24 protein-coding genes are annotated in these 25,306 nt (G+C 69.1%); 12 read left to right on the forward strand and 12 right to left on the reverse strand.

The annotated features are described in order from the left end of the window. Nucleotides 1-266: 266 nt before the first annotated feature. Entirely contained in the window at nt 267-686 is a 420-nt protein-coding gene (locus AB0I94_RS37470; protein WP_363314271.1) for an FKBP-type peptidyl-prolyl cis-trans isomerase, read from the reverse strand. A 452-nt stretch (nt 687-1,138) separates the two neighbouring features. Here AB0I94_RS37470 and AB0I94_RS37475 point away from each other — a divergent pair, with 452 nt between their 5' ends. Further along, a complete protein-coding gene (locus AB0I94_RS37475) occupies nt 1,139-1,561 on the forward strand; it encodes an RICIN domain-containing protein (protein ID WP_363314272.1) in 423 nt (140 codons plus the stop codon). A gap of 121 nt (nt 1,562-1,682) precedes the next feature. Here the strand turns inward: AB0I94_RS37475 and AB0I94_RS37480 are convergent, their stop codons facing one another. From AB0I94_RS37480 to AB0I94_RS37490, 3 genes are all read right to left on the reverse strand, one after another. After that, a complete protein-coding gene (locus tag AB0I94_RS37480) occupies nt 1,683-2,342 on the reverse strand; it encodes an NAD(P)-binding domain-containing protein (protein ID WP_363314353.1) in 660 nt (219 codons plus the stop codon). 117 nt (nt 2,343-2,459) lie between these two features. After that, on the reverse strand, nt 2,460-3,398 hold the full coding sequence (locus tag AB0I94_RS37485) for an SDR family oxidoreductase (protein WP_363314273.1): 939 nt from the start codon (nt 3,396-3,398) through the stop codon (nt 2,460-2,462). Nucleotides 3,399-3,450: 52 nt separating this feature from the next. Beyond that, complete coding sequence (locus tag AB0I94_RS37490) at nt 3,451-4,071, reverse strand: NAD(P)-binding domain-containing protein (RefSeq protein ID WP_363314274.1); 621 nt, start codon at nt 4,069-4,071, stop codon at nt 3,451-3,453. Between the two features lie 282 nt (nt 4,072-4,353). On the opposite strand from AB0I94_RS37490, the gene AB0I94_RS37495 reads away from it, so the two are divergent. After that, nucleotides 4,354-5,265 carry a LysR substrate-binding domain-containing protein gene (locus tag AB0I94_RS37495; protein WP_363314275.1) on the forward strand — a complete coding sequence of 304 codons (912 nt, stop codon included), beginning with the start codon at nt 4,354-4,356 and terminating at the stop codon, nt 5,263-5,265. Nucleotides 5,266-5,516: 251 nt separating this feature from the next. Here the strand turns inward: AB0I94_RS37495 and AB0I94_RS37500 are convergent, their stop codons facing one another. Beyond that, entirely contained in the window at nt 5,517-6,254 is a 738-nt protein-coding gene (locus tag AB0I94_RS37500; protein ID WP_363314276.1) for a dienelactone hydrolase family protein, read from the reverse strand. Between the two features lie 464 nt (nt 6,255-6,718). Continuing rightward, complete coding sequence (locus tag AB0I94_RS37505) at nt 6,719-7,330, reverse strand: helix-turn-helix domain-containing protein (RefSeq protein WP_363314277.1); 612 nt, start codon at nt 7,328-7,330, stop codon at nt 6,719-6,721. A gap of 144 nt (nt 7,331-7,474) precedes the next feature. Here AB0I94_RS37505 and AB0I94_RS37510 point away from each other — a divergent pair, with 144 nt between their 5' ends. Together AB0I94_RS37510 and AB0I94_RS37515 are read left to right on the forward strand one after the other, a co-directional pair. Then, complete coding sequence (locus AB0I94_RS37510; RefSeq protein ID WP_363314278.1) at nt 7,475-8,209, forward strand: SDR family oxidoreductase; 735 nt, start codon at nt 7,475-7,477, stop codon at nt 8,207-8,209. Nucleotides 8,210-8,252: 43 nt separating this feature from the next. Next, nucleotides 8,253-8,876, forward strand: coding sequence for an NAD(P)-binding domain-containing protein (locus tag AB0I94_RS37515; RefSeq protein ID WP_363314279.1), 624 nt, complete (start codon nt 8,253-8,255; stop codon nt 8,874-8,876). A gap of 357 nt (nt 8,877-9,233) precedes the next feature. On the opposite strand, the gene AB0I94_RS37520 is transcribed toward AB0I94_RS37515, so the two are convergent. Both AB0I94_RS37520 and AB0I94_RS37525 read right to left on the reverse strand, forming a co-directional pair. Beyond that, nucleotides 9,234-10,100 (reverse strand): LLM class flavin-dependent oxidoreductase, encoded by an 867-nt coding sequence (locus AB0I94_RS37520; protein WP_363314280.1) that lies wholly within the window; start codon nt 10,098-10,100, stop codon nt 9,234-9,236. A 264-nt stretch (nt 10,101-10,364) separates the two neighbouring features. Continuing rightward, on the reverse strand, nt 10,365-11,204 hold the full coding sequence (locus tag AB0I94_RS37525; RefSeq protein ID WP_363314281.1) for a patatin-like phospholipase family protein: 840 nt from the start codon (nt 11,202-11,204) through the stop codon (nt 10,365-10,367). Between the two features lie 207 nt (nt 11,205-11,411). On the opposite strand from AB0I94_RS37525, the gene AB0I94_RS37530 reads away from it, so the two are divergent. Together AB0I94_RS37530 and AB0I94_RS37535 are read left to right on the forward strand one after the other, a co-directional pair. Next, nucleotides 11,412-11,699, forward strand: coding sequence for a LuxR C-terminal-related transcriptional regulator (locus AB0I94_RS37530; protein WP_363314282.1), 288 nt, complete (start codon nt 11,412-11,414; stop codon nt 11,697-11,699). 455 nt (nt 11,700-12,154) lie between these two features. Next, nucleotides 12,155-12,817, forward strand: coding sequence for a hypothetical protein (locus tag AB0I94_RS37535; protein WP_363314283.1), 663 nt, complete (start codon nt 12,155-12,157; stop codon nt 12,815-12,817). Between the two features lie 304 nt (nt 12,818-13,121). On the opposite strand, the gene AB0I94_RS37540 is transcribed toward AB0I94_RS37535, so the two are convergent. Next, nucleotides 13,122-13,994, reverse strand: coding sequence for a hypothetical protein (locus AB0I94_RS37540; RefSeq protein WP_363314284.1), 873 nt, complete (start codon nt 13,992-13,994; stop codon nt 13,122-13,124). Nucleotides 13,995-14,126: 132 nt separating this feature from the next. Next, entirely contained in the window at nt 14,127-14,630 is a 504-nt protein-coding gene (locus AB0I94_RS37545) for an SRPBCC family protein (protein WP_363314285.1), read from the reverse strand. 64 nt (nt 14,631-14,694) lie between these two features. Here AB0I94_RS37545 and AB0I94_RS37550 point away from each other — a divergent pair, with 64 nt between their 5' ends. Then, on the forward strand, nt 14,695-15,306 hold the full coding sequence (locus tag AB0I94_RS37550) for a TetR/AcrR family transcriptional regulator (protein WP_363314286.1): 612 nt from the start codon (nt 14,695-14,697) through the stop codon (nt 15,304-15,306). A 165-nt stretch (nt 15,307-15,471) separates the two neighbouring features. Here AB0I94_RS37550 and yicI read toward each other — a convergent pair whose 3' ends face one another. Beyond that, complete coding sequence (gene yicI / locus AB0I94_RS37555; protein ID WP_363314287.1) at nt 15,472-17,709, reverse strand: alpha-xylosidase; 2,238 nt, start codon at nt 17,707-17,709, stop codon at nt 15,472-15,474. Between the two features lie 340 nt (nt 17,710-18,049). On the opposite strand from yicI, the gene xylA reads away from it, so the two are divergent. The 5 genes from xylA (at nt 18,050) to AB0I94_RS37580 (ending at nt 23,845) form a co-directional block, all read left to right on the forward strand. Continuing rightward, nucleotides 18,050-19,219 carry a xylose isomerase gene (gene xylA / locus AB0I94_RS37560; protein ID WP_363314354.1) on the forward strand — a complete coding sequence of 390 codons (1,170 nt, stop codon included), beginning with the start codon at nt 18,050-18,052 and terminating at the stop codon, nt 19,217-19,219. A 202-nt stretch (nt 19,220-19,421) separates the two neighbouring features. Beyond that, nucleotides 19,422-20,609 carry a sugar ABC transporter substrate-binding protein gene (locus AB0I94_RS37565; RefSeq protein WP_363314355.1) on the forward strand — a complete coding sequence of 396 codons (1,188 nt, stop codon included), beginning with the start codon at nt 19,422-19,424 and terminating at the stop codon, nt 20,607-20,609. A gap of 10 nt (nt 20,610-20,619) precedes the next feature. After that, on the forward strand, nt 20,620-21,576 hold the full coding sequence (locus AB0I94_RS37570; RefSeq protein WP_363314288.1) for a sugar ABC transporter permease: 957 nt from the start codon (nt 20,620-20,622) through the stop codon (nt 21,574-21,576). A gap of 5 nt (nt 21,577-21,581) precedes the next feature. Beyond that, nucleotides 21,582-22,439, forward strand: a complete 858-nt coding sequence (locus AB0I94_RS37575) for a carbohydrate ABC transporter permease (protein WP_363314289.1) — start codon at nt 21,582-21,584, stop codon at nt 22,437-22,439. Between the two features lie 26 nt (nt 22,440-22,465). Next, nucleotides 22,466-23,845, forward strand: coding sequence for a GH1 family beta-glucosidase (locus tag AB0I94_RS37580; RefSeq protein ID WP_363314290.1), 1,380 nt, complete (start codon nt 22,466-22,468; stop codon nt 23,843-23,845). 60 nt (nt 23,846-23,905) lie between these two features. On the opposite strand, the gene AB0I94_RS37585 is transcribed toward AB0I94_RS37580, so the two are convergent. Further along, nucleotides 23,906-25,150, reverse strand: a complete 1,245-nt coding sequence (locus tag AB0I94_RS37585) for an ROK family transcriptional regulator (protein ID WP_363314291.1) — start codon at nt 25,148-25,150, stop codon at nt 23,906-23,908. Nucleotides 25,151-25,306 lie beyond the last annotated feature (156 nt).

The raw sequence follows: 25,306 nt of genomic DNA on the forward strand, positions 1-25,306 counted from the left end.
CTCCGCCAGATCCAGTACCGCAGCAACCTCATCGACGGATGCCTCGCCGAAACCGGCCTCATCTTGACGACATCACGCCAACAAGGTCAGTAGTGGGGAATGCACGGCGCAGGCGCCTGCGAAGAGACGGCCGGTTGAGCGGGCAGCGGCGCGGGGGGCGCCGGCTACCGGCGCCCCTCCACCTCTTCCGCGGTGCTCGAAGGGGCCCCGAGCAGCTGACCGGGGTTGCGCACACCGGACAGCCAGGACCGCCAGGAGCGCCACGTTCAGGCCGAGCCAGTCGAGCCGGGCCGCGCTGCGGCGGTCCCGTCCACGACCGAGAGCAGGTCCACGACGAAGATCAGCGTCGAGCCCGGGGGGATCAACGCAGAGGGTGACTGCCTGCCATAACCGAGACGCGGGGGGACGATGATCTCGCGTCGGCCGCCGACCTTCATGCCCCGCACTCCCCGGTCCCAGCCCTTGATGGCCCTGCCACCGCCGACGGCGAACTTGAACGGCCGATCCTGCTCCCAGGAGGAGTCGAACTCCCTTCCGGACGCGAAAGTGACTCCTACGTAGTGAACGCGGACGACCGTGCCTGGCCGGGCTTCGGCTCCGTCCCCCACCACGAGGTCCCGGATCGTCAGCTCGGAGGGCGCGTCACCCTCTGGAACCTTGATGGTGGGCTTCGTCAGTTCGCTCATCACGGTCCCATCGTTCGCCACCGGAGTCCCTCTCACGGGCCGCCCGGCCACATGGACATTCCATGCGCCAGGCGATCACGCTACCGGCAATGCCCGTGCTCCGAGGTGACCCCGATGTCACTTCCAGGGGAGACGCCGGCCCGGCGGGCAGGCCGGCCTGCTGGCCGCGTTCCGGCCAGAGGGTGACCCGGCCCGGTGGCCGACGGCTGGATCGCAGGGCCGGGCGCCGTCTTGACGGGTGGCCTGCCGTGCAGACGAGCAAGGATCGGCGATTCGGCCCCCTTTACCGCAATGATGGCGTGATTGAACCGCTATTTCCCTTGATTACCGGCCACGTTGCATAAGGAATGGATGACCGTAAGTGCCTGTTACGGGACGAGTGGGAGGCATTTAGGGTGAAGGTGCTCGATCGGAACGGACATCCGCATACCCGCCCTCATCTGGAGAATTCCATGGCACTTCTGCCCGACGGCGAGTACCTGATCAAGAACCCCGAGACGGACCTCTACATCGACCTGTTCAACGGCAGCCCCGAGCAGAACACCCCGATTGTGGGTCTCCCGCTGACCAAGGAGCCCAACCAGAAGTGGAAGATCACCACCTCCAACGGCATCAACGAGTTCATCATCAAGAGCTCGGTGAGCGGCGAGGCCTTCCTGGGTCTGAGCGTCATCAGGATCTTCCCGCCGAGGATCGCGGCCGAGCCGATCCCCGTCCGCTGGTCGATCGAGCCGGTGGGCGATGGCCAGTACCGGGTCGCGTTCCCGTTCGCGGACGGTGTGGTCTCCCTGCCCGAGGGCCGTCCGGGCACCCAGCTGTTCAACGAGCCGTTCCACGGCAGCCCGATGCAGTTCTGGCAGTTCATCCAGGCCTGACCGGCTTGATCGACCCTTGAGGTATGGCGCGGGCACGCCCCCAACCGGGCGGCGTGACCGCGCCGTTCGCCTGCGCCGACCGACGCGTGCTGATCCTGCCGATATGCGCCACGCCACTCGGTTACCGCGTCGCGGTGGCCAGCGCCGTGCGGATGGCGTCCTCGCCGGCCGGTTGACCCATCTCGTTCGAGGTCGGCCCGTACGGAGTCCCCCACACCGGCGTGTCCGTCGCCTGCCGCCAGCTATGGGCCAGCGATCCCGCGTCCACCACGCTGTACCCGATGGATTCGATGAATTCGGTCACCGCCGCCTTCGCCGGAGCGGAGTCTCCGGCGATCGGCAGGTAGGAACGGTCGGCCGTCCCCGCGGGGCGGGCGAGGGACAGCAGGTGCTTGAAGAAGATGTTGTTGAACGCTTTCACGAGCAGGGCGTCCGGGAGGTAACGCAGCAGCAGCTCGCTCGACGTGAGCGACTTGCTGTCGAGTTCGGGGATATGCCCGTCACGCTGGGGGCCGTAGTTGCACGTGTCGATGACCGTCTTCCCTGCCAGCGGCGCGGCGGGCAAGTCGGGGAAGGCGTTGACCGGCACCGTGACCACGATGATGTCACCGGCCGCCGCGGCCTCCCCGCTCGTCGCCGCGGATGCCCGCGGCCCCAGTTCCGCGACCGCGTCCGCGAGCGTTTCGGGACCGCGCGAGTTGCTGAGCACGACCTGGTGCCCGGCCGCGACGGCGAGCCGCGCGAGGGTACTGCCGATGTATCCGCTTCCGATGAATCCCACAGTCGTCATATTCTCAGCGTCCTCGAGCAGAGCTGAACCCTTGCCATTCGCCGGGCTCGTTGCGATTCGCGTCCCTGTTGTGATTCGGGCCCCTGTTGCAATCGAGGGTCCCTGCCGTCAGCCGGCGGGGAAGTAATGGCCGTTGTCCAGATCGGCGAGCAGGCCGGGCTGAGCGGGTTCCCAGCCGAGGGTTTGCCGAGTGATGAGATTGGACGCCGGGTAGTTCTGCGTGACTATGTTCGCGAGGAACCCGAAGTATCCCGGCACCATCAGTACGTCCGCGGGAATACTCACGACGGGCAGGCCCAGACGGCCGCCCATGGCCTCGGCGATCTCGCGGAACGGGATGGCCCCGTCCCCGACCGCGTGCCAGTACTTGCCGGCCGGGCCCTTCTCCAGCGCCAAGCGGAACAAGGAGCCGACATCGCGGGTGTGCACGGCGTTCCACAGGTTCGCGCCGTCTCCGGGGTAGCCGACGACGCCCTTCTCCTTCGCGAGCGCGATCAGCGTGGGGAGGAAGCCGGTACGGTCGCTCGTGCTGTGCGCGATGTTGGCAATCCGCACGACCGAAGACCGCACTCCCTGCTCGGCGAGGCCGATCACGGCGGTTTCCACGACGTTACGAGCCCGCAGGGTGCCCTTGTACGCATCGCCGCCGGGAAGGGCCGGGTCCTCCTCGGTGGCCGGCCGGCCCAGGTGCTGACCGGGCGAGCCAATGCTCCCGGCTGCGACCAGCGGCTTTCCGGTTCCCGCCAGTGCCTCGCCGTACGCGAGTACGACCGAGAGCTCCGCGGCGGCCACGGCGTCGATCCCGCCGGACGGAAGCAGGTCTTGCCTGTGCGCGACGTGGATGACGCCGTCGGAGTCCGCGGCCGCCTCCTTGAGCCCGTCGAGATCCTGGAGGTCGCCGCGGCGCACCTTCGCGCCGAGCGCGGACAGCGCCGCCGCGGCCGTGTCCGATCGGGCCAGGCCGGTGACCTCGTGCCCGGCGGCGATGAGCTCGGGGACGATGTTCGAACCGGAATGGCCGGTCCCGCCAGTGACGAAAACGCGCATGTTACTGGTCCTTGTGATTGATGTGGCGCGAGAAGTGGTGGTGTGGACGCGCTCAGGCAGAAGTGTTGACGCCGAGGGTGAAGTTGAAGCTCCCCGCGCCATAGCGGCCCAGGCCGATCATCACCAGGCCCGTTCCCTCCAGCCAGCGCGCCATTCCCAGGGGGCCGGTGTCCATCGGCCGCAGCCCGAGGCTCTTGATGAATGCCGACACAGTCGCCTTGGCCTCGGCGTCGTCGCCGGCGATGAGCACGTCCAGCGGGTTGCCCTGCGCCAGCATGTGACCGAAGACGGTGTTGAAGGCCTTCACGACGTGCGCGCCTGCGGGGGCGACCTTGGCGATCTCCTGCGCGCCGGAACTGCCGTCGGGGGTGACAAGGCTCTGGGAATCGGGGGAGACGGGGTTGGTGACGTCGATGATGACCTTGCCGTGCAGTGCGTCCCCGTACTCGCTCACCACCGCCGCCGCGCCGGCGTACGGCACGGCGAGAATCACGATGTCCCCGGTCGGGGCGGCGCCGGCCGCTCCGACAGTGGCGCCGCCGAGCGCGGCCGCCCATTCCTTGGCCTTGGCCGGGTCACGGCCGATGATCTCCACTGCGTTGCCGCCGGCGAGTGCCCGCTCGGCCAGGGCGCCGGCCATGTTCCCCAAGCCGATAATGCTGATGCTGCTCATTGGTGTGCCTGCTCTCTGGTGCTGAATAGGACGCCGTGCCTACCCCGTCGTTGTCACGGTCGCGTCGTCGGCGCCGTCGAATGACGCGACGGACGGCGCTCAATTCCGGATGTGCTCATTCTGGGCCTGAGCCCTGCCATCAAGTTCCGATGTCGAATTCGCGTGCCGAATTACTGCGGCCCCGCTGGGTACCAATTCAGGTTGTCATCGGCCGGAGTTGGTGTCCAAGACCTCTTTTAGCCGTGGTGATACCTTGCAGGCATCACCGGACCGGGAGGCGCCATGGATCTGGACCTGCGCAAACTGCGTTACTTCGTTGCCGTGGCCGACCAGTTGCACTTCAGCCGCGCCGCCGATGAGCTACATATCGCGCAGCCGGTGCTCAGCCGGCAGATCCGCGCACTCGAGCAGGATCTCGGCGCCTCGCTGTTCACCAGGGATCGCCACGGCGTAGCGCTGACCGACGCGGGCCGACAACTGCTGGCCGACGCCGGCCCGTTGCTCGCCTCGACCCATGCGGTCCGCCGCCGGGTGACCGCGGCCGCCCGCGGCGACCGGCGGCTGATGGTCGGTTTCCGGGCCGGCATCCCGGTCATCCCGGCGGCGCGGGCGTTCGAGGGCCGGCACCCGGACGTGGTCGTGGACGTGCAGCGGATCGAAGGGGACGACCAGGCTGCGATGCTGCTCGACGGCCGCATCGACGTCGGCTATGTACGGCTGCCCATCGACGAGGCCGGTCTGCGCGTCACTCCGCTGTACACCGAGCCGCGGGTAGCGGTACTGCCCGCCGGACACCGGTTGGCCGGCAAGGAGGAGCTCACCGAGGCCGACTTGGCCGGCGAACCGCTGGTCTGGCACGGTGACCCGAGCACGCAGCCCACCAAGCGCCCGCACCCTGATGCCGGGTACCCGGTGCGCGGGGTGGACGAGACGCTCGAGCATGTCGCGGCCGGACGGGGCATCTCCTTCCTGGCCCGTTCGGCGTCCGTGTTCTTCTCGCATCCAGACGTCGTCTATGTGCCCATCCCGGAACTGGCGCCCGACCAGGTGTGCCTCGCGGTGGCGGCATCGCACACCTCGCTGGTAGTGGATGACTTCGTCACCGCGGCTCAGTCGACGGCCGAGATCACGGCAGAGTGTGGGAACTATGAGATGTGGCAGCGTGGAGGCGAGGCCGCCGCAAGGCACGCTTGAGCAGTTCGGCCCGACCCCGGTCATCATGCGCTGAAGAGTGAAAGGGCCTGAGTGGCCTGAACGGCCATACGAAATGGTGCTGTTGCGGCTGACCTCTGAGCACTCCGAGGCGATGCTCACCCCCGCCTCGATCACGCTCAGGACCCGCAGACTCACCCGGCCCGCCGTCCAGCCCAACCCATCCCTGCTCCGATGCTTGCCGGGTCAGTGCATGACACCGGCCAAGCCTGGTGCCGGCATGTTTGCCCGGGTCATGCCCCCAGATCCTCCGTCACGGGCAGGCACTCGGCGAGCAGGTCGACGACGTCGCGCCAGGCTCGCTGCGCGTGCTGTGGGTGGTAGCCGACGCCGGGGACAGTGGGGTGGTCGACCGGCGGATGGTGGAAGGCGTGCAAGGCGCCGCCGTAGACCGTGAGGCGCCAGTCGACGCCCGCGTCCTGCATCTCAGTGGTGAACGCGTCCCGTTGCGCGGGCGGCATGATCGGGTCTTCCGACCCGACCCCGGCCCACACCGGGCAGCGAATGCGTGCTGCCTCGCCCGGTCGACCCGTGGTAGTTGCGTTGACTGTGCCGATCGCACGCAGGTTGGCGCCGTCGCGCCCGAGTTCCAGCCCGACGGCGCCCCCGGTGCCGTAGCCGACGGCGGCGATCCGGTCGGGGTCGGTCCGCGGTTCGGTGCGCAACACGTCGAGCGCCGCATGGCCGATGCCCCGCATCCGGTCGGGATCAGCGAGCAGTGGCATGCAACGGGCCAGCATCTCTTGGGGGTCGCTCAAATAGCGCCCGCCGTGAAGGTCGAAGGCCAGCGCTACATACCCCAGCTCGGCGAGTGCATCGGCCCGGCGGCGCTCGACGTCGCTGAGCCCCGTGCCCTCTGGTCCGAGCAGCACCGCGGGTCGGCGGTCGACACCGGCCGGGAGCGCGAGGTGCCCGATCATCGTCAGACCGTCGGCCGGATACTCGACCGTACGCGTCGTAATCGTCGTCATGAGACGGGACTGTAGTGATCGTCGAGCCCGGTCCGGCCGCTGTTCTGCCGTTGGCAGAGCAGCGCGGGTATCCCCCTGAGATACGGCGAGGGCTCACAAGAACGGTCACAAACCTCGTCCTCGCGGCAGCTATACATCCCGTTGCCCCTTTGACCCGCAACTTCAGAACCTCTGTCAGCTGCGTACGAGTTCTTCACGCGCCACCGCGTACGGACGTACGTGATCAGCCGTCTGTTCGAACCGGCGGCGCGTCAGCGCCCTGGGCGGAGACGACGGCCTCGCACTCCCGCGACCTTCGAGGGTCGCCCTTCTCCCTGGCGGCTTCTGCCGCGGCGTTCAACAGGCGGGCGGGGCGGCCAGTTCCGTAAAGGCCTGCAATGCAAGGGGCCGGGCCGCTGGTACCGCGTACGAGCGGGTGCAGTCGCGTGACCGGTGCGCGTCCAGCCCGGCTGCGGAGTGCCAGGTCAACTCGGCACTTCCTCCCGTCGCCGGTCATCGCCGGCTGTGGCGGGGATGGCGTTGTCGATGAGGACGGCGGCGATGGCGGCTGCGGTGGGGAAGGCGTCGGCGTCGAGGACCCGGGTGCGGGCCGCGGCGCCGTCGATGAGCAGCGCGAGCTGCTCGCCGAGTTGTTCAGGGGCGGCGGCGCCGGCTTCGCGGGCGGTGTCGGCGAGACGCGCGGCGACGGCCTTCTTGTAGTCGCGTGCGTACCGGGATGCGGGGTGCTGGGAGTCGTGGAGTTCGACGGCGGCGGCGATGTACGGGCACAGGGGAGTGGTGGGAGGGATGTCGAAGGCGGCGAGGAGGCGTTCACGGGGCGTGAGGTCGGTGCGGTCGAACACGCCGGACAGCACGGAGGGGTCGAACCCGCGCAGGTACTCGGCGACGAGTTCGTCCTTGCCGCCGAAGTGCTGGTAGGCCGTCCGCTTGGACACCTCGGCCGCCGCGCAGAGCTGGTCCATGCCGGTGCGGTTGATGCCCTGCTCGCGGAACAGCTGCTGGGACGCGCTGAGGATGCGCTCGCGGGCGCCCCGGCCGCGGCGGCGGCCCGTGGGGCCCTTCTCCAACTCCGTCATGGGCTCAGCGTACCGCAGCCGGGTAACGACCGGTGTACATAGCTTGCGTCCCGGCTGTCCGCCCCGTACGTTAAGCACACAGGGCGGTGTACTTAGCATCGTCACCCCAGGTACACACGGCACCAACGACCCAAGGGAATGACCATGGGAAAGCTTGACGGCAAGGTCGCGGTCATCACCGGCGGCACCACCGGCATGGCGCTGGCCGGCGCGAAGCTGTTCGTCGACGAGGGGGCGCACGTCTTCATCACCGGCCGCCGACAGGACGCCCTGGACGAGGCCGTGAAGCAGATCGGCCGCAACGTCACCGGCGTCCAGGGCGACGCCGCCGATCTGGACGACTTGGACCGCCTGTACGACACGGTCAAGCGGGAGAAGGGCAGCCTGGACGTGCTGTGGGCCAGCGCCGGCGGCGGCGAGCCCGCCCCCCTCGGCGAGATCACTGAGGCTCAGTTCGACACCTGGTTCGGCCTCAACGCCCGCGGCACCCTGTTCACCGTCCAGAAGGCCCTCCCGCTCTTCAACGACGGCGGCTCCATCCTCATGACCGGCTCCAACGCCTCCCTCGGCGCCTTCCCCGGCTGGAGCGTCTACGCCGGCAGCAAGGCCGTCCAGCAGGCGTGGGCCCGAACCTGGCTCAACGAACTCAAGGACCGCCGCATCCGTGTCAACGTCCTGACCCCCGGCCAGGTCGCCACCGCCAAGCAGGCAGAACTCTTCGACGAGGCCACCAAGCGTCAGTTCGAGTCCCTCATCCCCCGCGGAAAGATGGGCCGCCCCGACGAAATAGCCACCGCCGCCCTCTTCCTCGCCTCCGACGACTCCAGCTACGTCAACGGCATGGAACTCGTCGCCGACGGCGGCACCACCGCCGTCTGAACCGAACAACACACAACTAGGGCAACCAGGGACAGGACACCTCATGAGCAGCATCAGCATTATCGGCACCGGGAACATGGCCCGCACCATCGGCGCGCGGGCGGTGGCGGGCGGCAACACCGTCGAGGTCATGGGCCGCGATCAGTCCAAGGCCGCCGACCTGGCCAAGGCTCTCGGCGGCGGCGCCACGACAGGAGAATGGGGCACTGCCCCGGCCGGGGACATCGTCATCGTGGCCCTGCTGCACGACGGCGTCGTGCCGGTCGTCGTCCAGTACGGAGACGCACTCGCGGGCAAGGTCATCGTCGACATCAGCAACCCCTTCAATTCCACGTTCGACGGGCTGGCCCACCGCGAGGAGACTTCCATCGCGCAGGAAGTCGCCAAGGCCGCCCCGGCCGGCGCCAGCGTGGTGAAGGCGTTCAACACCGTCTTCCGCCATGTCCTGGAGAAGGGCCGACCCGACGTCTTTATCGCCGGCGACGACGCGCAGGCCAAGGCTAGTGTCGAGGCGTTCGTCGAGAGCCTCGGGCTGCGCCCGCTGGACGTCGGCGGCCTGAAGATGGCGCACTGGCTGGAAGGGGCGGGTGTGGTCACGGTGGGCCTGGCCAACCACGGGGTGGGGAACTTGGACTTCGCCCTCAGCATCACCCGACTTCCCGTCTGAAACTGACGGTTGGCGAATCACCGTAAGGACTCGTCACGTGAGGCCGTGACGAGTCGGCGGGGTAGCCGTGGGGAGCCGGAGGGGTGGCCGTCCGTCCTGCACGTCCTTCTCGAAAACGAAGGTCACTCCGTCAGGTCGATGGCTGCTCCGTTCAGTCGTGCTTTGGTCGCCTCCAGTCCCCGGTCCACCGAACGCCAGTTTGCGAAGACGGTTGAGGTTCGCGCGTCGTTGCTTCCAGCCTTCGGGCGAACCCAGTTGGGTGCCGGTTGGGTGTAGCTCGTCTGCGGGGAGATGCCTGAGTTCTGCCACCGACCCTCGGTAGCCAGACAGGCACCTGCGCCTTGGTGTGGGGCGCGCCTAATCGAGTACCGGTGGTCCTGCCTCGATGCGCCGCAGCACCGGAGCCAGGCAGTCCACATCAGGGCCAGGGTCGAGTTGCCTTTCGTCCCACCAGGTAGCGCCCGCGTCGCGCAGCGGGCCGATCACATCCTTGGCCTTGGCAGCGTCCGCCGGAGTGGCGCCGCCGACCACGAGGTCGAAGGGGCGCTGGGTGTCGCCTTCACGATGACCGCGCACATAGGTGATCAACTCCCGCACGTCCTCGCGCTCCGGCGGGTATCCATGCAGGGCGTTCTTGAACAGAGGCACCGCGCCGTCCCACCGCGCGGCCCGACGCATGGGCGGACGGTTCGGCCAGAACCCCCCGATCCACACCGGCGGCCGGGGCCGCTGCACGGTGGCGGGCTGCAGGCTCACGTTCCGCGCCCGGTAGTGCCGACCGTGATGGTCGACGGCCTCGCCCGTCCAGAACCGCCCGAGCAGCTCCAGCCCTTCGTCCAGTCGCTCGGCGAGCACACGTGGATCCGTGGAGTCACCGAAGCTGCCGTACTCGTCCTCGACCGGCCCACCCAGCCCCGCGGCGAAGACGACCCTGCCTCCGCTGAGGTTGTCCAAGGTGGCTACTTGCCGCGCGAGTTGCTGCGGCCGATAACGAGCCACCGGAGTGAGCAGCGTTCCCACCCGGATCCGTGACGTCGCGAGCGCGGCCGCGGTCAGCAGCATCCACGCGTCCCCGAAGGGCCGCCCCGAGTACCCCCGGTAATGGACGTGATCCCAGACGAAGAGCCCGTCCCACCCGGACTCCTCGGCCGCCGCCGCTACGGTTGCCACGTTTCGGGGGTCGGCGAAGTCACCGAAGTTCGGGATATTGATCGAGAAGCGCATCAAGGCATCGTGGGCCACTCCACCTCTCCAGGCAACGGATTATGCGCGGCCACACTGTGGAATCCATCGGTGCCTCCGGCTGCGGGATGAACAGCCACGCGGACTTGTCCGCCATGCCGCACAGACACTGTCCATCGTTGCGGCGGTCCACCAGGCACTGCAGCAGCGTCCGGGATCGCTCGGACAGGGGCCGTGTGATCCCTTCCAGCAGGTCCGGCCGGTCAGCAGTTCAGCGAGCCTGGGCGCGGTGTCAGCTCCCACACGTCATCCCTGCCAGGCGTCGGCCGCCGAAGGGGCCAGTGCGCTGGCCTGGGCGTGGCCCGCGCGGGCGGCAGCTGGTCGGCGCGTGTCGTCCGTCATATTGCGGCCCATGATGCGGCGCGCAGCGCGGTCCGGCGACAGCAAGGTGACGCGCGCCCCCTCGTCGGACAGTTCCGCGGCCTGCTGCGAGGCGCTCGGATGCGGCCCGACTGCCTGGGGGAGCGGCACAATCGCCAGCACCCGGCGATATCCGCGTGCAAGCTGGAGGTTGGCAGTCGAACGACTGCCACCATCAATCCAGCGCCTACCCGCTACGGAAACTGGTGGCCATACGACGGGCACGGCGCAGCTCGCCGCGACCGCTTCGAGGAGGGTCACTCCCGAGTGCGAGTCGAACAGCTTGAGTTGTCCGGTCTGCGCGTCGACCGCGGTGATCCGCAGCTCCCGCTCGGGCCAGTCACGGACGTCGCCCAGAAGCGGGCCGATCGTATCGAAGTCGTCCGACTCTGGACCGGTCCGGGCGCGTAGCGCTGTCCGGGCGAGGCGTTCGATGGACCGCTGGGGATCGCGGGATCCGAGCGCCGCCCAGAGGAAGCGCGCCGTCTGACGCGCCGTCACCGGCAGACGGACCGCGTCTGCTCCGGAGAGTTGGCGCTCGTACAAATCTGCAGCCGGGACGCCGGCCAGGAGCCGGGATCCGAAGACGGCACCACCGGAGGTGCCGATCACGACGTCGGCGCCGCGGAGATCGATCCCAGCCTCGGTGAACCCGGCTAGGGCCCCCGCCAACCAGGCTCCCCCCACCGGTCCGCCGCCTCCGAGCACGAGTGCGGTGTCGGACACGCTTCTCCCCCCCCATGAACGACCGCGGACGTCGCGCCCGCAGGAGAACGAACCGGAGAGTAATCCCCGGTTCCTCGCTCGACGATAGCAGCCGTTCTGGGGAGTACTCCCCAGAACGTGGGGTGGGAAGAGGGAGAGAGGAGGGAGGCATGATGGGCGCCCGTCCCCGGTGGAGCGCCGCGCTGCGCTGCGCGACCGGAAGCTGAGGTGACCCGCCGCCTAATCCGCCGCTTCAGGGAGGACGACGACGGCCCCTCCGCCGGGCGGCAGCGCCGCCGCGCCGAGGCCCGCAGCCGCCTGGAGGCCCTGATGGAGAAGGAGCGTGAGGTCCTGATCCCTCTGAGCGGCGGCCTGTCCGACACCGGCGTCGCCGCGGCCCTGCACGTGAGCGAGGCCACCGCGAAGACCCACCTCAGCTGGGTCCAATCGAAGCTCTCCCTCACCAACTGGGCCCAGGCGGCGACCCTGGCGCACCATGCGGGGCTCGTGAAGTAGGGACTTCTTCGGCCATCCAGCGATAGCGGTGTCCCCGGCGGGCTCTTTGGTGCTCGTCTGCCACCGCGTCCTGTTCGACGGATTCCTCAAGGGCGTCAAGCTCTCCGACTCCTGGCTCAGCATCCGCGCTGGCTCTCCAGCACGAGGACGGCCTGGTGCCCAGCGACGACCAGAACGTGCACGACCATCCGTCCTGGCGCTTCGACGATCAGCAGCATCCCATGCGCGCCCCCTCCCGCAAGGCCGCTGGTCCAGGAGACCGAATCGAAAGTGGCATCCACAGGCCAGCGCGCAGGCAAGGCACCACGGGACTACCTCGGGCGGCTCGTCATCACCTTCCGAGCCAGCCTCGGCTTCACCGCGAACGGGTCCTCGGACGATGCCCGGGTACGAGACCTCGGGCCGGTTCCGGTTTGACGTAGAGCAAGATTTACCCGGTGATGTGGGCAGCGGACGTGAGCACCGATGGTGCCGATGTGTGGTACGAGCGGCTGGGTTGGGCGTACGGGCTGATAGCAAGTGATCCGGCTGAGCGGGCTGAGGCGCTTCGTCGTCTGGCTGTGGCAGAGAGGAACACCCAGGACGCGTGGGATCGGTTCACCAAGACGTGGCGACGGAGGTTCTCGCTGGGGCGGATGGCGGCGAGCAGGAACTACGAGAAGGTTCGGCGGTATTCGCTGCCCGACGGGTTGTGGGACCGGCCGGCCGGTTCAGACATCGTCACCTGGCCGGGTCTTCCCTATGTGCTGCTCTTCCTGGAGTGGGAGGCCAGATATCCGCAGGAGTGGACACGGCACGCCAAGGCATGGGGCGCGAAGGAGAGCCTTCTTCGCGATGTGGCTGTCGCTCACCACGATGAGACAGTCAGAACCAAGCTTGTGGACCTGATCGAGATCGTTGTCCAGCGGCCTTACCGCTGCAAGGATCGCGAGTACGTGCGGGTGGCCCGGGCTGTGGACAGTGACGACCTGCGCGGCAGGCTTGAAACGGCCGCCCGTTCGGACAACCCCTGGGCGCGGCGCCATGCCGGGTATGTGCTCTGGCTCCTGGACCACCCGGAGGTGCCGAATACGCGTCACGTCTGGCGGATCTGGCTGGCGTCCGCGTTCAGCGAGTAAGCGCTGGCTGGAACCAACCGAGGGGGCGGGTCGAAGGGTTGGTGTGACGGTCCTCGAGGGTACTCACGCTGCTCAGGCTGGTGCTCCCGGAGTTCTGCGAGAAGTGCCCAGGGTGTTGGCGGCGGCAGCCTGGCGTGGAGGGCATGGGCCATTGGCGACGCGGGGGAGCGGGCCAGGGCCCCGGCGTCCCGCCGACAACCATGCACGAGGTCGCTTGAGGTACGTACGACGGCGGCGGGTCCGGGCGTGTGTCACCACGCATCTGGGCCTGCCGTCGTCCTCATCGTCGCCGCGCGCGTGCGATTCAGGTTTGCGTCATCGGATGGATCGTCTTCGCGGGCAGCTTCAAGCCGCTGCAGCCGTGGGTACGGCTCTGCTCGGCGGCGAACTTCAGGAGCAGGGGCCGCAGTTGGGCGCCCGTCACGTATCGCTCCGAGAGGTCGTTGGCCCGGGGGACGGTGTGGGCCCGGAAGCTGGCGGCCTCGCCGTCGCACTGGGCGGTGGCGCGTCCCAGGGCCTCGGCCATCAGCGGGCCCTGGACGCTGCGGTCGGACGGATAGTCGACGTTGGCGGCGAGCAGCGTCTCGAACGGCTCGTCGGTCCAGTCGCCGTACCAGCCGGAGAACTCGACGACCGGCGCACCGCCCTTGCCCTTCGCGGGGTCGACCAGGGCGCAGCTGGTGATCGGCATGTCACCGGCCGAGCGCTCAGCGAACTCCCAGGGCCTGCCCGACGGGTTCCTCGGCAGCTGGACATCGGCCAGCCAGCCGCACTCCTTCGTCCCTGCGGCCTCAGGCAATGGGCGGCTCTCCAGCTCGGCCGCGCGCTCGGGCAACGGCAGCCGCTTCGCCCCGCAACCGGACGTCTCTGAGGCCGCGTTGGCGGCGGACGCGGCGATGCGCAGGGGGGCGGGACTGGGCTCACCGCTGGTCCTGGGACCGATGACTCTGGTCAGTAGCCGCCGCGGGCGGCCGAGTTCGTCACGCCCGAGCTTGGGGCACTTCTGCAGGATCACGGGGCCGAACTGGTCCGCGAAGCCGGGGGTTCCGTCGGGAAGTACATAGTTCGGCTCCACCGGAATGGTGAAGGACATGTCAAGCTCGCGACCGATCCCGGCGTCATCCGACATCACCTCGACGGAGAGGGCCACGCCCTGCTCTCCCACCAGGAAGTGCATACGGCACGGACCGTCGCGACGCGGCTGCGTGAGCAGAACGCCTTGCCACCGTCTGTGTGGTCGTAGGTGGCCGGGGAAGCGGGCGACGAGCCACGCGGCGCGCCAACGCGGCGCGGCCTGACGCGACCTGGACTATTCGCTGCGCGCGAACCTGCGTTCGAGCGCATGGAGCAGGCGTACGTACGGACTCCAGCGGGCCGGGCGTGTCAGCGTGCCCGTGCAGGCGAGCTCGGCGCGGTCCAGGCTGTCCTCCAGGCAGGCGTCGTGCATCGGGCGATAGGCCACGGGCCAGGTCAGGCGCGCCAGACCGCTGGTCTTCATCGCGAGGGTGTGCCGCAACGCGGTGCGTTCTTCATCGACGGGCAGCACCGTGAACTCGTGGAAGCCGTGAAACCCTCGCGGCCCGCTGAAGGTGAAGCGGACCCAGGTCCCGGGCACGTACGCGGTGACCGTGTAGCGGACCGGGCCGTGGCCGCCCGTCGCGCCGACCGCCAGTGGACGGTCGAACTCCATTGCGGTCCATGTGGGGTGCGGCCAGAGCCGGTCCGTCACGCCGCCGGACAGGCTGTCGATGAGCGCGCCCACCTCACTCCCCTTGGTGGCCAGCAGGCGCTCGTGCACGTTGTAGACGCCCATGCGTCCTCCCCCTCAAATCTATTAGAGGCCAGTCTCTAATAATGTGGAGGGTACTCTCTTATTCATGGCGAGACCACCCCGCTTCGACACCGCCCAGATCCTCGACGCCGCCGTCCGGCTGGCCGCCTCTGCCGGGCCGGCAGGCGTGACCATGTCCGCCGTCGCCCAGGCGATCAGCGCACCGAGCGGGTCCATGTACCACCGCTTCCCCGGCCGTACGGCACTGCTCGCCGAGGTGTGGCTGCGTACCGTGGAGCGTTTCCAGGAGGGGTACTTCGCCGCGCTGGGCAGCGCCTCCGACCCGCGCCGGGCAGCACGCGCGGCCGCCCGGCATGTCGTCTCCTGGAGTCGCGCCCACCCACAAGAGGCCTCGCTCCTCCTCTACGGCGCTGAGGAGTTCGGCCGCGCCGACTGGTCCGAGGAACACAAGGAGCGCGCCGACCTGGGCAACCAGCGCGTGTTCGGCGCCCTCGACTCCCTCATCGAAGCCCTCGGCGCGGCGGGCCCCCAAGACCATGAGCGCATCACCCTGGCCCTCATCGACCTGCCGCTGTCCCTGGTCCGCCGCCATCTGCGCGCCGGGCAGCCGCTCCCGCCGCACGCGGAGGACCTCACCGAGGAATGCGTGGCGGCTCTGTTGGCTGCCGCCCAGCCCCGTGGCCGCGGGGACCGGTAGGCCTTCGCCTCACCACCAGCCACACCACACCTCCACCTGAATCAGCCACCCGCGAAGTGATGGAACGCAGGTCGGGCACCCGCGGCGCCACGCATGAGCCGAGGGAGCCCGACCCGCCCCGTGATGCCCCCGACAGAGACGGGGGCCTCAACCTGGGCCCCGGCCTTACAGCTCGGCCGACACCACCGTGCGTGGAGTGCTGTGCCCTTCCGGCGGGGTGACGGTCACCGTCGTGCCCGTCGCCTCGCGCGTCACCTGGTACGCGGCGGCAGGGCGGCCGGCGTGGTCGGGGACGGTGACCGTCACCTGGTGTGCGTCGGGGGTGACGAGCAGGGTGAGGCCGTCGAGCCAGTCCCCGTCGGGACGTTGGGTGTCGGAGCCGAGCGGGAGGACCGCTCCTGGGCGGACGTACAGGGGCAGGCTGTCGAAGCCGTGCCTCTCGCGGCGCCAGGCCGGGCCCTGGACGTGTTCGCCGGTCAGGAGGTGGGTCCAGGTGCCCTCGGGCAGGTAGTACTCGACGTCTCCCTCGGAGGTGAAGACGGGGGCGACCAGCAGGTCGGGGCCGAGCATGTACTGCCGGTCCAGGCCGCGGGCGGTGGGGTCCTCGGGGAACTCGAGGAGCATGGGCCGCATCAGCGGCACGCCGGTGTGGTGTGCTTCGGCCGCGGCGCCGTACAGGTAGGGCATGAGCCGGTGCTTGAGCCGCGTGAACCGCCGTGTCACGTCGACGGCTTCGTCACCGAACTGCCACGGCACCCGGTAGGAGCTGGAGCCGTGCAGGCGGCTGTGGGAGGAGAGCAGGCCGAAGGCGAGCCAGCGTTTGAAGACCGCCGGGTCCGGGGTGCCCTCGAAGCCGCCGATGTCGTGCGACCAGAAGCCGAAGCCCGACAACGACAGTGACAGGCCACCGCGCAGCGACTCCGCCATCGCTCCGAACGACGACCAGCAGTCGCCGCCCCAGTGCACCGGGTACTGCTGGCCGCCCGCCGTCGCCGAACGCGCGAACAGGATGGCCTCGCCCGTGCCACGTTCCTTTTCCAGGAGCTCGAAGACAGTGCGGTTGTACAGGTGCGTGTAGTAGTTGTGCATACGCTCCGGGTCGGAGCCGTCGTGCCACACCACGTCGGTGGGGATGCGCTCGCCGAAGTCGGTCTTGAAGCAGTCCACGCCCTGGTCGAGCAGTACCTTCAGCTTCCCCTGGAACCAGGCGCAGGCCTCGGGATTCGTGAAGTCGACGAGCGCCATGCCCGCCTGCCACAGGTCCCACTGCCAGAGGTCGCCGTTCGCCCGCTTCACCAGATATCCCGCGGCGGCGGCCTCGTCGAACAGGGCGGACTTCTGCGCGATGTACGGGTTGATCCACACGGAGATCTTCAGGCCCCGCCCCTTGAGCCGGGCCAGCATGCCCTCGGGGTCGGGGAAGACATCCGGATCCCACTCGAAGTCCGACCACTGGTACTCGCGCATCCAGAAGCAGTCGAAGTGGAAGACGCTCAGCGGGATGTCCCGCTCGGCCATACCGTCGACGAACGACGTCACCGTCTCCTCGTCGTACTGCGTGGTGAACGAGGTGGTGAGCCACAGTCCGAACGACCACGCCGGCGGCAGCGCCGGGCGGCCGGTGAGCGCGGTGTAGCGGCGCAGGACGTCTTTGGGCGTCGGGCCGGCGACGATGTAGTACTCCAGCGTCTGGTCCTCGACGCTGAACTGCATCTGGCCGACCGCCTCCGAGCCGATCTCGTAGCTCACCTTGCCGGGGTGGTTGACGAACACGCCGTATGCGCCGGTGGGGGAGACGTGCAGGCTGAACGGGACGTTCTTGTACGCCTGTTCGCTGCTCGTGCCGCCGTCGGCCTGCCACATGTCCACGACTTGGCCGTTCTTGACGAACGGCGTGAAGCGCTCGCCCAGGCCGTAGACCTGTTCGCCGACGCCGAGCGCCAGCCGCCCGGCCATGTGGTGCGCGTCGTCGGCGGTGGTGAAGAAGGCCGTGCCCTTGCGGCCCGCCGATGTCATCTCCCTGCCGTCCGTGTCACGGAAGGACAGCGCCCAGGGCGCGGCCTGGTCCAGTCGTGCGGTGAGGGGCCCGCTGATCAGCTCGATGATGTCGCCGTCGCGGCGCACTCGGCCGACTCCGGTGTCGGCGCCCGGCAGGCCGAAGTCCGGGCCGAGGTGGCGTTTGCCCGCCAGGTGTGTGGTGCGGACGCCGATGACGCCCTCGGCGGGGGAGAAGCAGTCGACGGTCAGCAGAGGGGAGTTGAGGGTGTCGCCGCGGCGCTCGACGCGCTTGATCGCGGCGTGGGCGGTGAAGCGGTCGGCTTCGGCTCGGACACTGCGGACCTCGGTCGCGTACGAGGCCTCGACCCCGTCGCGCATGAGCCAGAAGCCGTCGGTGAACTTCATGATCTTCCTCAGGGTGGTGCGGGGGCGGCAGTTCGGGTCGGAGGAGCCGTCGGACTTCCCCTGCCGATGACGACGCTGGTCGGTGGCGTGGAGCCCCTCAAGAGCCCCTCAACTGGCTTGCGATCTTGAAGGGGAAGTAGCTGCGCGTGCCATTTGACCGTACAGAAAACAAAACGGCAAGGGTCCTTCTCTCATGCGATCGCGGAAGCGCTTCGATTCTTGATAGCGCCAGGTAGTGACGCTTTTGCAGGGTGTGAAGTTGGCTCCAGGGTCTAGCGTCGAAGCGCTTGGTGGCGTATTAGTCATGTCAGAAAACAAACTCGCAGCAAAGGGCCGCACCATGTCCGACCGCTTCACCCCCACCCCCGAGGACACGTTCACGTTCGGTCTGTGGACCGTCGGTTGGCGGGGTAACGACCCCTTCGGCGACGCCCCCCGCCCCGCACTCGACCCCGTCGACTCCGTACGCCGGCTCGCCGAACTCGGTGCGTACGGCGTGACGTTCCACGACGATGACCTGATCCCCTTCGGTGCCTCCGACGCCGAGCGGGAGGCCATCGTCAAGCGGTTCCGCGCCGCCCTCGACGAGACCGGGCTCGCCGTACCGATGGCCACCACGAACCTGTTCACGCACCCCGTCTTCAAGGACGGCGGGTTCACCGCCAACGACCGCGACGTACGCCGCTTCGCGCTGCGCAAGACCATCCGCAACATCGACCTGGCGGTGGAACTGGGCGCCACGACGTACGTCGCCTGGGGCGGTCGTGAGGGCGCGGAGTCCGGCGGCGCCAAGGATGTGCGCGCCGCGCTCGACCGGATGAAGGAGGCCTTCGACCTGCTCGGCCAGTACGTCGTCGAGCAGGGCTACGACCTCAGTTTCGCGATCGAACCCAAGCCGAACGAACCGCGCGGCGACATCCTCCTGCCGACCATCGGTCACGCCCTGGCCTTCATCGAGCGCCTGGAGCGCCCCGAACTCGTGGGAGTCAACCCGGAGGTCGGCCACGAGCAGATGGCGGGCCTGAACTTCCCGCACGGCATCGCTCAGGCGCTGTGGGCGGGCAAGCTCTTCCACATCGATCTCAACGGCCAGACCGGCATCAAGTACGACCAGGACCTGCGCTTCGGCGCCGGCGACGTGCGCCAGGCGTTCTGGCTCGTCGACCTTCTCGAGAGCGCCGGCTACCAGGGGCCCCGCCACTTCGACTTCAAGCCGGCGCGCACCGACGGTGTCGACGGCGTGTGGGAGTCCGCGAAGAACTGCATGCGCAACTACCTGATCCTCAAGGAGCGTTCAGCCGCGTTCCGGACCGACCCCCAGGTGCGGCAGGCGCTGCGCGACTCCCGCCTCGACCAGCTCGCACAGCCCACCGCCGCAGCGGGCCTGGCCGAGCTCCTGGCCGACAAGAGCGCGTACGAGGACTACGACGTGAACGCCGCCGCCGAGCGCTCCATGGCCTTCGAACGCCTCGACCAGCTCGCCATGGAGCACCTGCTCGGCGTGCGCTGACCCCCACACCCCGCGATCGAGCCCGTACGGCCGAGGCCGGAGCCGTACCGGGAACTGCGAACACACCCGGCGGGACACGGGCGTCCCGCCGGCCGGCCACCCCTCCCAGGCAAGGGCAACCACCGTGACAGCAGCACACATACCGCAGCGCGCGCGTGTCAGGCGCCGCCGCGACGGTCGGCGGGCGACGGTCCCGCTCACCGTGGTCTCCGCGCTCGTGGCCACCGCGGCGCTCGCCGGCTGCGGCCAGCAGCGCGACGACGACGTCTACACCGTCCTCAACTCGTCGACCGACGACTCGTATCACGGCTGGGACGCCGCCACCCTGTCCCGCTGCAGCAAACGGCTCGGTATCACCATCGAGCAGCAGAGCGTGCCGGCCGCACAGGTCATGACGAAGTCACTGCGCATGGCGTCGTCGAAGTCACTGCCGGACGTCATCCAGTTCGACGCCTCCGAGATGCCGACGTTCGCCGAGGCCGGCGGACTGATCGACCTGCGCACGCTGGGCCTGTCCACCCGGGACATACCGCGGGGCATCGTCGACTTCGGCTCCTACAAGGGCACGTACTACGGGGCCGCGCGCACGGTGAACACGCTCGCCCTGTTCTACAACAAGGACACCTTGAAGAAGGCGGGCCTCCAAGTGCCCACCACGTGGGACGAGATGCGGCGGGCCGCCAAGAAGCTCACCCAGGGCAAGCAGTACGGGATCGCGCTGAGCGCGGGCGGCGCGGAGGACGGCGTCTTCCAGTTCACGCCGTTCATGTGGTCCAACGGCGGGGACGAGTCGCACCTCGCGAGCAAGCAGGTCGCCCAGGCGCTCGACTACTGGAAGGGCCTCATCAAGGACGGCTCCCTGTCCAAGTCGACCGTCAACTGGACCCAGGCCGACGTCAACGACCAGTTCATGGCGGGCAACGCCGCAATGATGATCAACGGTCCGTGGCAGGTCGAGACCCTCAACACCAAGAAGAACCTGGACTGGGGCATCGCCCAGATCCCCGTGCCGAAGGCGGGGGACGACTCCGTCGGACCGCTCGGCGGCGCCGTGCTGACCGTGCCCAAGACGGGTGACAGCGCACGCGAGAAGACCGCCGCGAAGATCATCGGCTGTATGGCAGGAGAGAAGGAGCAGATCACCTACGCGCGCAACAGCTGGATGGTCCCGGCCAACGAGAAGGCCGCCGCCCTCTGGCGCAAGGAAGTGCCCGAACTCGGCGCACTGGCCGACCAGGTGGCCACCGCGCGCTCGCGCACGGCCAAGGTCGGCGCGCGTTGGCCGTCCGTGTCGCTAGCCCTGCAGAGCGCCTTCCAGTCCGCCCTCACCGGGCAGTCCAGCGAGGCCGCGCTCCAGCGCGCCCAGCAGCGCGCCACGAGCGGGGAGTGACGTGACGAACATGACGACCACCACAGCCTCGGCGACCGCGCCCGCCGCCCGCCCGACGACCACCGTCAAGAAGCCGGACCCGGCACGTGCCCGGCGCCGCCGCAGGCTCTCGCAATGGGGCTTCATCGCGCCCGCGGTCATCTTCATGGTGCTCTTCTTCGGCTACCCGCTCGTGCGCAACGTCCTGATGAGCTTCCAGGACTTCTCGCCCTCCACCTTCTTCGACGGCAAGGCCCCCTTCAACGGCACCGACAACTGGAGCAAGGTCTTCCAGGACGACCTGTTCGGCAAGGCGCTGTGGCACACCGTCGTCTTCACGATCGGTTCCCTGATCGGCCAGTTCGGCATCGGCCTCGCGCTCGCCGTCTTCTTCACCAAGAAATTCCCGCTCAACGGCGTGCTGCGCTCCCTGATCCTGCTGCCCTGGCTCGTCCCGATGGTCGTCTCCGGCATCGTGTGGCGCCGCATCCTGGACCAGGACACCGGCGTCCTCAACTCCTTCCTCGACACCTTCGGTGCCGACGGCGCCACACCCTGGCTGACCAGCCCCGGCATGGCCCTGTTCTCCGTCATCATGGTGAACATCTGGATCGGCATCCCCTTCAACATGGTGATCCTGTACGGAGGCCTCCAGGAGGTCCCCAAGGAGTTGTACGAGGCCGCGTCCCTGGACGGCGCGTCCGCCTGGCGCACGTTCCGCTCGATCACCCTGCCGCTGCTGAAGCCGGTCATCACCGTCGTGCTGGTCCTCGGCTTCATGTCGACGGTCAAGATCCTCGACCTGATCCTCGCCCTGACCGACGGCGGCCCCGCCGACTCCACCCAGACCCTGGGCACCCTCACCTACCAGAACTCCTTCGTGCAGCTGGACTTCGGCGCAGGCGCCGTCGTCGGCAACGTCCTCATCCTGATCTCCGCCGTCTTCGCGGTGTTCTACCTGCGGGCCAACCGCTCCGAGGGGAAGTGACCCGCATGGCGACCACCACCATCACCGAGGCACCTGCCGCCCAGCCGCCTGTCACCAGGGCGCAGCGCCGCTGGGGCGCCACCGTCGTCGGCGTACTCATCCTGTGCGTGATGCTCTTCCCGCTCTACTGGATGCTCAACACGGCTCTGCAACCCAAGTCGGGCCTCCTGGAGGTCTCGCCCGTCCCGCACGGGGTGGACCTGTCCGGCTTCACCTCCGCGATCCGCGAGCAGGGCGGCCACCTGCTCACCTCTCTCGCCGTCGCCTTCGGAGCCGTCACCATCTGCCTCGCGATCGCCGCCCCCGCCGCCTACGGGCTCGCCCAGTTCCGCCTCCGCGGTACCCGCACCATCGTCTTCGGCACGCTCATCACCCAGATGGTGCCGGGCATCGTCATCGCCAACGCGCTCTACAGCGCGTACGTCGATCTCGGCCTGGTCAACTCCTACTTCGGCCTCATGCTCGCCGACGCCTCGCTCGGCATCCCCTTCGCCATCGTCCTGATGCGCTCCTTCATGGTGGCCATCCCCAAGGAGGTCATCGAGGCGGCCGAGGTCGACGGCGCGGGCCGGCTGCGCACCTTCGTGCAGGTCGTGCTCCCGATGAGCCGCAACTCCCTGATCACCGCGGGCCTGTTCTCCTTCCTGTACGCGTGGAGCGACTTCATGTTCGCGCTCACGCTCAACACCACCGACGACGTCAAGCCGGTCACCCTCGGCATCTACCAGTACATCGGCGCGCACGTCGGCGACTGGGGCTCCGTCATGGCCGCATCCGTCCTGTCCGCGATCCCGGCGGCGGTGCTGCTCGTGCTCGCCCAGAAGTACATCGCCGCCGGCATCACCGGCGGATCCGTCAAGTAAGCCACGTACGCCAAGTAAGGCCATCCATGAGTGACTTGCCCGTCTTTCCCTCCGGCTTCGTCTTCGGCGCGGCCACCGCCTCGTACCAGATCGAGGGCGCCGCGCGCGAGGACGGCCGCGGCCCCTCCATCTGGGACACCTACTGCCACACCCCCGGCCGCGTCGACGGCGGCGACACCGGTGACGTGGCCTGCGACCACTACCACCGCTACCCCGAGGACGTGGCTCTGCTGCGCGACCTGGGAGTCGACTCGTACCGCTTCTCCCTCGCCTGGCCCCGCATCCAGCCCACCGGGTCCGGCCCCGCCAACACCAAGGGCCTGGACTTCTACTCGCGGCTCGTCGACGAACTCCTCGCCGCCGGCATCGAGCCGGCCGCCACCCTTTACCACTGGGACCTGCCGCAGGCCCTGGAAGACCAGGGCGGCTGGCGCGTGCGCGAGACCGCCGAACGCTTCGGCGAGTACACCCAGATCGTCGCCGAGCACCTCGCCGACCGTGTACACCGCTGGATCACCCTCAACGAGCCATGGTGCAGCGCGTTCCTCGGCTACTCCGTCGGCCGCCACGCACCCGGCGCCCAGGAAGGCACCGGCGCCTTGGCCGCCGCACACCACCTGCTCGTCGGCCACGGCCTGGCGATGAAGGCGCTGCGCGCGGCCGGCGTCCGGGAGGCCGGCATCACCCTCAACCTCGACCGCAACGTGCCCGCGAGCGACACGCCCGCCGACCGCGCGGCCGCCGTACGTGCCGACACCCAGCACAACCTGGTGTGGACGGAGCCGCTCCTCGCGGGCCGCTATCCGGCGACCGAGCAGGACACCTGGGGTGAGCTGATCACGCGCCAGGACTTCCGCCGCGACGGGGACCTCGATCTGATCGCCCAGCCGCTGGACTTCCTCGGCGTCAACTACTACCGGCCGATCGTGGTCGCCGACGCCCCCTACCGCGAGCCCGACCCCGCCCATCGCGTCGCCACGGACAACCGCTACCGGGAGACGGCCTACCCGGACGTGCGGCGCACGGCCATGAACTGGCCCGTGGTGCCCGAGTCCTTCACCGACCTGCTGACCGCCCTGAAGGACACCTACGGCCAGGCTCTGCCGCCGATCCACATCACCGAGAACGGCTCGGCCGAGCACGATGCGGTGGACCGGGACGGCGGTGTCCACGACACGGACCGCGTCGCCTACCTGCACAGCCACCTGACGGCTCTGCGCGCCGCCATGGACGCGGGCGTCGACGTACGCGGCTACTACGTCTGGTCGCTGCTCGACAACTTCGAATGGGCCCTTGGCTATGCCAAGCGGTTCGGGATCGTACGCGTCGACTACGACACTCAGCAGCGCACCCCGAAGGACAGCTACCACTGGTACCGGAAGCTGATCGCGGCACACAGGCCCTGACACCGTCCCTTGGCGCGCGGCGGACCGACACTGCCACTGCCAGGCCCCCCGGGCCCGGTGTCAGTCCGCCACGCGCTCCACGTATGCCGCCGGGTCCGCAAGGACCTCGCGCACCACGTGCGCGGCCGCACCCCGCGCAGCGTCACCGGACGAGGACGAGGCCCGCAGCCGCTTGCTGCCCGGCGTCCACAGGCCCGACACCACACGGGCGGTCAACTCCTCGTCGGCGGCGGGGGCGAGCCACGGCATGAGGTCACGGAAGACACCGCCGAGGATCACCGCATCCGGGTCGATCAGGTTCACCGCGCCCGAGAGCACCCGGCCCAGCCGGCGCCCAGCCTCCTCGATCGCGTACCGGGCCCGCGGCTCGCCCTCGCGCGCCCGGCGCTCCAGCTCCGCGAGCCCGGTCAGCCCCGCGCCCTCGTCGATGTCCGCCGCCCGCAACAGCGCCGCCTGTCCCGCGTACTGCTCCAGACAGCCCCGCGCTCCGCAGCGGCACTCGGGGCCGTCCGGCTCCACCACCACATGCCCGATCTCACCCGCGAACCCGTGCGCGCCCCGCAGGAGTTGGCCGTTCAGCACCAGGGCGCCGCCGATACCGATCTCGCCGGTCAGGTAGATGAAACTGGTCACGCGGTCGTCGCCGTCGCCGAACCACAGCTCGGCCATCGCCGCCAGGTTCGCCTCGTTGTCGGCGCTGACCGGCAGTGCGCGGTGCGTGGGACGCAGCGCCGTCAACGCCTGCGCGAACAGTCCCTCCACGGCCACCCGGTTCCAGCCCAGGTTCGGTGCCTGCCGCACCGAACCGCCGGAGACCAGGGCGGGCAGGGCCAGTTCGGCACCGACGGGGCGGAGCTTCTGCTCCGTGGCGGACTCGATGGCCCGGGACGCGAGCCGAGCCGCCTGGGCCAGAACCGTGGCGGGCGGCGCACCCCGGTTGTCGGTGCGCTCCACCAGGCGTACGCGGTCGGTGCCGGCGAGGTCGATGACGCACACCGTCACGTAGTCGATGTTGATCTCGACCCCGAGCCCGGCGGGCCCGGTCCGCGCCACCTGCAGCGCCGTGCCCGGCCGTCCCGCCTGACCGCTGAACGTCTTGCCCCACTCGGTGAGGAACCCCTCGGTGAGGAGCTGATCCACGAGCGAGGACACCGCGGCACGGGTCAGCCCCACCCGCGCGGCGACCCCGGCGCGCGTCGTCTCACCCGCGTCATGGACCGTGCGCAGCACCAGGCTCAGGTTGTGCCGCCGTACGGTCGCCTTGTCGGCCTTGGACGGCGCGGCGGACGGATCGTTGCTGTTCATCGTGGGTCCGACCCTATGCGAAGGGCGGCGACGGCCTGCACTGCCGTGGGTGTGCCTCGGGGTGAGCCGGGCCATGACTCACCACGACGTGGACGGCGAGCAGCGCCCGGATTCCGATCGGATCCCGGGCGCTGCTGGAATCGGGCTTACGCCTTC

Origin of the sequence: Streptomyces sp. NPDC050147 (assembly GCF_040660195.1) — a bacterium.
Classification (GTDB): Bacteria; Actinomycetota; Actinomycetes; order Streptomycetales; family Streptomycetaceae; genus Streptomyces.

Coding starts and splice junctions, on each gene's coding strand:
- AB0I94_RS37470 (WP_363314271.1), bottom strand. CDS start 686: ATGAGCGAACTGACGAAGCCCACCATCAAGGTTCCAGAGGGTGACGCG.
- AB0I94_RS37475 (WP_363314272.1), top strand. CDS start 1,139: ATGGCACTTCTGCCCGACGGCGAGTACCTGATCAAGAACCCCGAGACG.
- AB0I94_RS37485 (WP_363314273.1), bottom strand. CDS start 3,398: ATGCGCGTTTTCGTCACTGGCGGGACCGGCCATTCCGGTTCGAACATC.
- AB0I94_RS37490 (WP_363314274.1), bottom strand. CDS start 4,071: ATGAGCAGCATCAGCATTATCGGCTTGGGGAACATGGCCGGCGCCCTG.
- AB0I94_RS37495 (WP_363314275.1), top strand. CDS start 4,354: ATGGATCTGGACCTGCGCAAACTGCGTTACTTCGTTGCCGTGGCCGAC.
- AB0I94_RS37500 (WP_363314276.1), bottom strand. CDS start 6,254: ATGACGACGATTACGACGCGTACGGTCGAGTATCCGGCCGACGGTCTG.
- AB0I94_RS37505 (WP_363314277.1), bottom strand. CDS start 7,330: ATGACGGAGTTGGAGAAGGGCCCCACGGGCCGCCGCCGCGGCCGGGGC.
- AB0I94_RS37510 (WP_363314278.1), top strand. CDS start 7,475: ATGGGAAAGCTTGACGGCAAGGTCGCGGTCATCACCGGCGGCACCACC.
- AB0I94_RS37515 (WP_363314279.1), top strand. CDS start 8,253: ATGAGCAGCATCAGCATTATCGGCACCGGGAACATGGCCCGCACCATC.
- AB0I94_RS37520 (WP_363314280.1), bottom strand. CDS start 10,100: ATGCGCTTCTCGATCAATATCCCGAACTTCGGTGACTTCGCCGACCCC.
- AB0I94_RS37540 (WP_363314284.1), bottom strand. CDS start 13,994: ATGCACTTCCTGGTGGGAGAGCAGGGCGTGGCCCTCTCCGTCGAGGTG.
- AB0I94_RS37545 (WP_363314285.1), bottom strand. CDS start 14,630: ATGGGCGTCTACAACGTGCACGAGCGCCTGCTGGCCACCAAGGGGAGT.
- AB0I94_RS37550 (WP_363314286.1), top strand. CDS start 14,695: ATGGCGAGACCACCCCGCTTCGACACCGCCCAGATCCTCGACGCCGCC.
- yicI (WP_363314287.1), bottom strand. CDS start 17,709: ATGAAGTTCACCGACGGCTTCTGGCTCATGCGCGACGGGGTCGAGGCC.
- xylA (WP_363314354.1), top strand. CDS start 18,050: ATGTCCGACCGCTTCACCCCCACCCCCGAGGACACGTTCACGTTCGGT.
- AB0I94_RS37570 (WP_363314288.1), top strand. CDS start 20,620: ATGACGACCACCACAGCCTCGGCGACCGCGCCCGCCGCCCGCCCGACG.
- AB0I94_RS37575 (WP_363314289.1), top strand. CDS start 21,582: ATGGCGACCACCACCATCACCGAGGCACCTGCCGCCCAGCCGCCTGTC.
- AB0I94_RS37580 (WP_363314290.1), top strand. CDS start 22,466: ATGAGTGACTTGCCCGTCTTTCCCTCCGGCTTCGTCTTCGGCGCGGCC.
- AB0I94_RS37585 (WP_363314291.1), bottom strand. CDS start 25,150: ATGAACAGCAACGATCCGTCCGCCGCGCCGTCCAAGGCCGACAAGGCG.